Raw genomic sequence first — 7,100 nt, 5'->3', positions numbered from 1 at the left:
TAGGCCTGACCGGCCGGCTCGGGCTCGTGCACGGCCGCCCAGGTTCCGCCGAAACGGCAGACGTCATCCAGCTGCGGGCGCACCCGCAGTAGCGGCGCCAACCCGCTGAGCGCATCCTCGCCGATCTCCGTCATGGCTCCCTCGGTCCGGCGAACTCAGGCCGCTCGGTGAGTGGGCGAAGCCTGGAAGGCGGCACCATGCATCAAGACTTTCCGGCCCGGAAGCACGATTGATCCGCACGGCTATCATCTTGCACCTGGCGGGTATCGAGCGAAGATCGCTGGAGAATTAGATCTTCGTCATCAACCCGACGGCAGCTATTTCGTTGATAATAGATGGAGATCACTATGAGCATCGGTATTGCCAATGCAGCTTTGATTGCTGTTGGTCTTGCACTCGTTGCCACACCGAGCTCCGCTCAGGAAAATCGAACCTTCAATGCCTGGGGACACGAGTTCATTGTTCCAGGCTCTCTGTCCGCCGCACCGACCGAGTACGGCGTGACGCACTCAGTGACCAGCATGAGCCGCATGCAGCGAGCATATGCGTCTAGCCCGTCCACGGTAGCACCGACATCCGCCCCTCGCCCGCAGGTCATGCGCACGATCAATGTCTGGGGGGCACGCTTCGCCGTCCCCGCAGAATGAGGTGCATATAATTTTATTCCCGCATTGGCGGCAGGTCTGCATTTATTATAAATTTGACTTTGAGGAAGCGAGCTAGAAAAGGCTGATGCCTCCCGCAGCCGGGTGGTCAGACTATCATGACTGCCTGTATGAAGCGGATAATCTGCTCCAGAGAGCGCCAGTCGGAGAGCAGTCCTGTGGCTCCGGCGGCCATCAACCGAGTGCGGAAATATTGTCTAAGGCTGCGCCAGTGGAGCGATCCACGGTCACGCCGAAGATCGATCCTCGTCCGCAGCGAGATTGCACGCCGATTGAGTGGCCGAGTGCCTGAGCAGTCTGACGCACTATGTGAAGACCAAGACCGAGCCCAGCTCCGTCGCGGCGGCCAGCCCGATCAAAAGCCTCGAAAATGCCACTGAGGCGCCCTGGCGGGATGCCCGGCCCGTCATCGTGAACCTCAATCGTGATCCGTCCGCCCCGCCGACGGCACCCGACAATGACCCGGCCACCCCGGCCCGCATACTTAACGGCGTTGCCGATGAGGTTGCGCAGGATCGTCGCCAGCATCGCGGCTTCGCTCTCCACCCGCAGCCCTGTGCTACGGACCTGCAACTGAACCCCGACCACCTCGGCGTAGGGCTGCCATTCGGCCGCGACCTTGGCTAGGAGGGGGCCGAGAAGCACCGGGCCGAGACTCGTCGGCGCGTTGTCGACTTGGGACGAGCGGGCGAGATCGTCGAGATCACGTCCGAGCCGCACTAAGGCGTCGCTGGCTTGGCCGAGCCGGATGGCGGCGCGGGGTCCGACGCCGTCGGAGACCGCGCGCTCGATAGCCATAAGGGCGACTTGGAGCGGCTGCTTGAGATCGTGCCCAGCGACGGCGAGGAGCCGAGCCATGGCGCTGCGGGCGGCATCAGCGCGAAGCAAGGCATCACCAACTGGCGGGGTCACCATCATCATTCCCATCGCCAGCCTCCTCGACCGACTCCGCTTCGGCCCATCCATGGCTGGACCATGCGTCTTTGCCTTAAGAGGCGAGATCATGTGGAGGTTTGTCTCGGCCAATCCGGGATATTGCGAATTGCAACCATTGCAGGCGCTCGCTGGCAGGTGCGAGCCTCCGCCGACCTTCTCTGCAGACATCATACTTGTTCCTCTTATTTTAGGATTTATGCGTAGAGTACGAATTGACAACGTGGCAGCCGCAGGCCCATATGATAATGACGCAAATATTATTGTATTAGTTTTGTTTTAATAAATTTAAATTGCGGCTGCATATGCTGACTAGAAGATTTTTGAAAGCAAAATTTATAGCCGACTTAAGTAGAGATATAATAAAAATATTTCTGAATAAAATGGATATTTTTGTTGCGAAATGTCAGTGTTCTGCAAAATAATCATAGCCTACGCCTTTGCGGCGAAGGCGGCCAAAGCTGGGGAATGACATATGCATGCCGGTGACTAGCACGTCGTCCGTAGCAACACGGTCGAACAAAGCACGGCGTGAGGCGCGAGCATCATCCTGGTTTACGTCTGCCTGAGCCGAGATGTCTGGGTCGCGGGACTGGATCGCAATCCGATGGACCGCGTCACCCCAGATGATTAGCTGCTTGTTGCCGCCGCCATCGATCTGGAAGCCGCTGTGACCAGGAGTGTGTCCAAATAGTGGAAGCGCCTCAATTCCTGGCAAAATCAGACCTTGGGTGAAGGCCTCCGTCCGCCCGGCATACGGAGCGAACGCTTCGCGTGCCCAGTCATAAACGCAGCGAAGATCGGCTGGTGCAAGTGCATACTGCTTGTCGGTCAACCAATAATCAATCTCAGTCTGATGAACAAATATCTGAGCGTTGTTAAAAATCGGCGTATTATCGGTGTTGATGAGGCCATTGGTATGGTCGGGATGGATATGTGTACATAGGATGAAATCGATATCGGCGGGCGTCAGTCCATTTTTTGCCAGGTTAGGCACCAACCTGTTTACGTTTGGTCCCATCTTACCACCGGAACCTGCATCGATTAGTAAGTTATGCGTTGCGGACTGAACAAGGAATGCGTTCACGTCAAGGTGAAAGGTAGACTCGGTATCGAGTCCGAGATCGCCTTTGGGTTGTGCGATGAACGATATTGGCAATTCGAAGTAGCCATCGTGGATAGCCGTCACTTTGAATGACCCGATCTCGACGGCGCAAGATGCATAATTATCGTTCGTATCTTCGATTTTAAGGGTCGATGTATCTGACATAAGCTACTTCCTGCGCGTCACGGCAGGTCGATCACCAGCCGAGCGACTCGCAAGGTATCAGAAAGATACCACGTGTAAATTACGCACCTTTAGGCTATCAGGTTTCGTGGAGGTGACCGACTCATGGCTGACATCAAGGAATTGGAGGCGATGCGCCTCCTGCTCGATTTGCTCTCCGATAAATGGACGGTCCCGATCCTAGCGGCCCTCTGTGCTGGAGGCGGGAAGCAGCGGTTCAATGCGATACGGCGCGAAGTACCTCCGATTTCGCAGAAGAGCCTAGTAACCTGCCTTAAACGTCTAGAGATGAACGGGTTGATCCAGCGGCACGTCCTGACCACGGGCGAGCTTGCGGTGGAATATCGCATGACACCGCTCGGCCATACGCTCGACGAGCCGGTAAGTGCTCTTCTTTCTTGGTCTTGGAAGCACGAGCGCGAGGTGAGACAAGCCCAGCAGAAGTACTTGTCGCGGACTGAAGCGGTAGATGACAAATCGGGATCCTCGACGGCCCGTGCTGTGCCTCTGAGGCTAGTCGGCAGATAAGCAATTATGATCAATCATCTTATACCTCACCCACCAGAAGGCGACGCTCGACTACTATTTCGGCCATGGAATATAGATGATCGATCAAGCATGCGCTTTCAAGATATCGATAAAAGCTCGCAGGACAGGGGGCACATGTCGATGGCCCGGATAGAAGAGAAACAAGCCTGGATACTCTGGGCACCATTCCTCAAGCAGCGGTATCAACGCACCCTCACGCAGGGAGGGCTCAGCGATCCGTGCCGGCACGAAGGAGATGCCGAGGCCTTTGAGAGCTGCCTCCACCATGAGTTCGGTGCGGTTCAACATTAGCTGACCAGATACGTCGACGGCGACCGCTTCCCCGTGGCGCTCAAACTCCCATCGATATGGTCGGCCTGCAGGCGTTCTCGATCGAACGCAGCAGTGAGCTGCGAGTTCGTATGGTGTCACAGGAGGATCGCGTCCCCTAAGGTAGGCGGGGGAGGCGACCGCGAGCATCCGCGAGGGTCCTCCGAAGCGGACTGCAATCATGTCGCGCGGCACTGCCTCGCCCAGTCGTATACCGGCATCGTAACCCTCCGCGACGATGTCCAAGAACGATGCCTCAGCCACTAGATCGAGGGTAATCTGCGGGTACGATGCTAGAAAGGTCGGCACTATGCTGCGCATGAGCAGCATGGCGACTGTATCTGATGCTGTGATACGAAGGACGCCGACCGGCTGCTCACGCGCCGCATCCACATCTGCCAGAGCTCCGTCGAGATCCATTAGGATGGAGTTGAGACGATCGACCAGCCGTTCCCCTACTGGGGTGAGGGCGACGCTGCGCGTGGTGCGGTTCAGAAGCCGCGCTCCGATCCGGGCCTCGAAACCGGTGAGGAGATGGCTCACCGTCGATGGAGCCAGTTCAAGCTCGTCCGCGGCCTTTCGGAAGCTGCGATGCCGCGCGACCGCCGCCAACGCTCGTAGCTCAGTGATGCTTGGCTGCATTTTCATGGCGTTTCGCCATCAGCTCATGCAGGATTACCCCTCTAATGGCAACCACCGAAGCGATTACCTTCCGCCCACCGGCAAGGAGGTTATTATGCAGACTTGGTTGATCACGGGCGTGAGCAGCGGCTTTGGCCGAGAAATTGCCAAGCAGGTGCTCGCACGAGGAGATCGAGTTGCGGGCACGATCAGGAGTGTCGGTGCAGCAAAAGATCTGCGTGAGCAATATGGAAACAGGCTGTGGCTCGCCGAGCTCGATTTAGTAAATGGCCCAGCGGTTACCTCGACCGTCAATCGAGCGTTCGCGGAACTCGAGCGTATAGACGTCATAGTGAATAACGCAGGATATGGTCTTTTCGGCGCTCTTGAAGGACTTAGCGATGACCAGATTGTGCACCAGATCGCGGCTAATCTAATAGGATCAATCCGGGTTGTAAGGGCGGCTGTTCCGCACCTGCGGAACCAGGGAGGGGGGCGTATCCTGCAATTGTCGACATATGGTGGACAGGCGACCCACGCTGGAGCTTCACTCTATCATGCCAGCAAGTGGGGGATCGAGGGCTTCATGGACTCGATTGCACAGGAGTTAGCCCCATTCGGTATCGGCGTCACAATAGTGGAGCCAGGCGGCGCGCGTACCAACTTCCGCGGCGCGGCTGGCGCGGCACTTGGGGCTAAGCTCGACGCCTATGACGGAACACCCGCGGGCATGGTGCACGCGATCCTCACAGATCCGACTCGCATGCCGAATGGAGACCCCGTCAAGATGGCCGCCGCTATGATCGCTAGCGCGGATCACAATCCGGCACCTCGGCGTTTAGTCCTCGGTTCCGATGCCTTCGCTATCATCCGGAAGGCGCTTAAAGACCGACTCTCCGACGTAGAAGCGCAGCAGGAAGAAGCCGCAAAAACAGATCTCGATACGCTATGACATGAATATTATAGCATTATTTCATCTATTCCATCTTTCTATCACGCAAAATACTTCTGAAAAGTGAATGTAAAAAATATTTGAGATTATGATTAATTATCAAATCTTTCTTGTTGAGCTATATATATGTTTTAATTGCAAGAGTGCTGTGCGTATCACCCAAAATCTACGAACCAGGCCGCCGGATTGCACTCTACAGGCAAAGAAAGTGTTTATTTCGAAGGTGCATTCGATATGCTACTAGGAGCTAGATGAACTATGCGCTTCACTCATTGTTGGCCCGGATGCTGTAATCCGGCATCGCACTCGCGACGGAGCCTCTACCATGGTCGCGGCGCTGCCTCGTGAAGACCTGGAGTCGTCATGTTCGCACCAGGATTGATCCAGTTCATCTCCTCGGATGCTCGCTTGCGCCTCCAAGTCCTGGTCCGGCTCGCACCTTTCACCCTTCTCGTGGGCGGTTGCATGACGGTTGGGATGCCGCCGGAAGCCACCGCACCAGTGCCCTCCACAGCGGTCACGGCCAGCTACTCAGCCATGTACGCAGCACGGCCCGAGGAGCGCTTCGCCCTGCCGGCTACGGAGATTGCGGACGTCGATCCTCGCTACTTCCGCCAGGAGGTCGCCTATCCAAGAGCTGAGCCGCCGGGCACCCTCGTGGTCGATCCTGGCAACAAGTTCCTCTACCTCGTGCGGGAGAACGGGCGGGCCCTGCGCTACGGTGTCGGGGTCGGCCGGGCTGGGCTCGCCTGGAGCGGCATGGCGCGGGTCGGGCGCAAGGCCGAATGGCCACGCTGGACCCCGACACCGGACATGATCGCACGTGAGCCGGAGCGGAACGGACCCTGGCGCCACGGCATGGCTGGCGGTTTGAGCAACCCGCTCGGGCCGCGCGCCCTTTACCTGTTCGACGGCCAGCGCGATACGCTCTATCGGATCCACGGTACCACCGAGCCGCATACGATCGGCACCGACGTGTCCTCAGGCTGCATCCGGATGTTCAACCAGGACGTCATCGACCTCTACGGTCGGGTGCCAGTCGAGACCAGGGTTGTCGTCCTACCAGCCGACGAGCATGTCGAACCAGCTGAGACGCAAGTCGCGCGGATGCCCTCCCAGGGAGCGGGCAGTTGAGCTGCCTCAGCCGCTTGGTTCGAATTTTGATAGACGGCGAGGGTACGCGGAAGCGAACCCACGTCGCTGCCGAGGAGCAGGCGGGACGATGCGCTACCCGGATCTAGAGATCGACCTTCTGCGGGCCTTCGTGGCGGTAGCCGAGACCGGCAGCTTCACCGCCGCCGCGGACGTGGTCCGCCGCTCGCAATCCGCGGTGAGCCAGAAGGTGCTGCGGCTCGAGGAGATCCTGGGGCGTCGCGTGTTCGACCGCACCAGCCGCACGCTCGGCCTGACCCCGGACGGCGAGCGGCTGCTCGCTGCAGCGCGCCAGATGCTGGATTTCAACGACCGCATCATGCGCACTTGGCGCGAGCCCGCGGCCAGCGGCACGCTGCGGCTCGGCGTGTCGGAGGACTTCATCCCCGGCCAGTTGCCGAAGCTGCTCGCCCGGTTCGGCCGACTCTATCCCGACCTGCACATTGACCTGATGACCGGCCTGAGCTGTAACCTCTTGGAGGCCTATGACGGGAACCGCCTCGATGCCGTAATCGTCAAGCGCGGGGGCGCGGGAGGTCGGGGCCGAGTGATCTGGCGCGAGCCGCTCGTCTGGCTGGCCGCCGCCGATTACCAGCTCGATTTCACCCGGCCGGCTCGCCTCGTCATGCTG

8 protein-coding genes are annotated in these 7,100 nt (G+C 58.6%); 5 read left to right on the top strand and 3 right to left on the bottom strand.

Features of this window, described 5'->3' with window-relative positions:
• Positions 1-335: 335 nt before the first annotated feature.
• Positions 336-647, top strand: coding sequence for a hypothetical protein (locus tag VQ02_RS37585; protein WP_157080816.1), 312 nt, complete (start codon positions 336-338; stop codon positions 645-647).
• 192 nt (positions 648-839) lie between these two features.
• Here the strand turns inward: VQ02_RS37585 and VQ02_RS25860 are convergent, their stop codons facing one another.
• Both VQ02_RS25860 and VQ02_RS36080 read right to left on the bottom strand, forming a co-directional pair.
• Positions 840-1,586 carry a sensor histidine kinase gene (locus VQ02_RS25860; protein ID WP_245239849.1) on the bottom strand — a complete coding sequence of 249 codons (747 nt, stop codon included), beginning with the start codon at positions 1,584-1,586 and terminating at the stop codon, positions 840-842.
• A 418-nt stretch (positions 1,587-2,004) separates the two neighbouring features.
• Positions 2,005-2,868, bottom strand: coding sequence for an MBL fold metallo-hydrolase (locus VQ02_RS36080; RefSeq protein WP_083469457.1), 864 nt, complete (start codon positions 2,866-2,868; stop codon positions 2,005-2,007).
• Between the two features lie 123 nt (positions 2,869-2,991).
• On the opposite strand from VQ02_RS36080, the gene VQ02_RS36075 reads away from it, so the two are divergent.
• Positions 2,992-3,414 (top strand): winged helix-turn-helix transcriptional regulator, encoded by a 423-nt coding sequence (locus VQ02_RS36075; protein WP_083469456.1) that lies wholly within the window; start codon positions 2,992-2,994, stop codon positions 3,412-3,414.
• 84 nt (positions 3,415-3,498) lie between these two features.
• Here VQ02_RS36075 and VQ02_RS36070 read toward each other — a convergent pair whose 3' ends face one another.
• Positions 3,499-4,392: a LysR family transcriptional regulator gene (locus VQ02_RS36070; RefSeq protein WP_083469455.1), complete on the bottom strand. Its 894-nt coding sequence runs from the start codon at positions 4,390-4,392 to the stop codon at positions 3,499-3,501.
• Between VQ02_RS36070 and VQ02_RS36065 the strand changes: the two genes are divergently transcribed.
• The 3 genes from VQ02_RS36065 to VQ02_RS25850 all read left to right on the top strand — a co-directional run.
• Complete coding sequence (locus tag VQ02_RS36065; protein WP_342447861.1) at positions 4,391-5,317, top strand: SDR family oxidoreductase; 927 nt, start codon at positions 4,391-4,393, stop codon at positions 5,315-5,317. The two genes, VQ02_RS36070 and VQ02_RS36065, sit on opposite strands and share 2 nt — an antisense overlap.
• A 363-nt stretch (positions 5,318-5,680) precedes the next feature.
• Positions 5,681-6,451, top strand: a complete 771-nt coding sequence (locus VQ02_RS25855) for a L,D-transpeptidase (RefSeq protein WP_048447118.1) — start codon at positions 5,681-5,683, stop codon at positions 6,449-6,451.
• An 88-nt stretch (positions 6,452-6,539) separates the two neighbouring features.
• A partial coding sequence (locus VQ02_RS25850; protein WP_048447117.1) for a LysR family transcriptional regulator occupies positions 6,540-7,100 on the top strand: 561 nt, incomplete at its 3' end.

The organism is Methylobacterium variabile (assembly GCF_001043975.1).
GTDB lineage: Bacteria > Pseudomonadota > Alphaproteobacteria > Rhizobiales > Beijerinckiaceae > Methylobacterium > Methylobacterium variabile.
Note: the sequence above shows the minus strand (reverse complement) of the source record. Positions and strands in the feature narration are given on the sequence as shown.

Excerpts from the sequence above, each read along its gene's own strand:
- VQ02_RS37585 (WP_157080816.1), top strand. The coding sequence starts at position 336 with ATGGAGATCACTATGAGCATCGGTATTGCCAATGCAGCTTTGATTGCT.
- VQ02_RS25860 (WP_245239849.1), bottom strand. The coding sequence starts at position 1,586 with ATGATGATGGTGACCCCGCCAGTTGGTGATGCCTTGCTTCGCGCTGAT.
- VQ02_RS36080 (WP_083469457.1), bottom strand. The coding sequence starts at position 2,868 with ATGTCAGATACATCGACCCTTAAAATCGAAGATACGAACGATAATTAT.
- VQ02_RS36075 (WP_083469456.1), top strand. The coding sequence starts at position 2,992 with ATGGCTGACATCAAGGAATTGGAGGCGATGCGCCTCCTGCTCGATTTG.
- VQ02_RS36065 (WP_342447861.1), top strand. The coding sequence starts at position 4,391 with ATGGCGTTTCGCCATCAGCTCATGCAGGATTACCCCTCTAATGGCAAC.
- VQ02_RS36070 (WP_083469455.1), bottom strand. The coding sequence starts at position 4,392 with ATGAAAATGCAGCCAAGCATCACTGAGCTACGAGCGTTGGCGGCGGTC.
- VQ02_RS25855 (WP_048447118.1), top strand. The coding sequence starts at position 5,681 with ATGTTCGCACCAGGATTGATCCAGTTCATCTCCTCGGATGCTCGCTTG.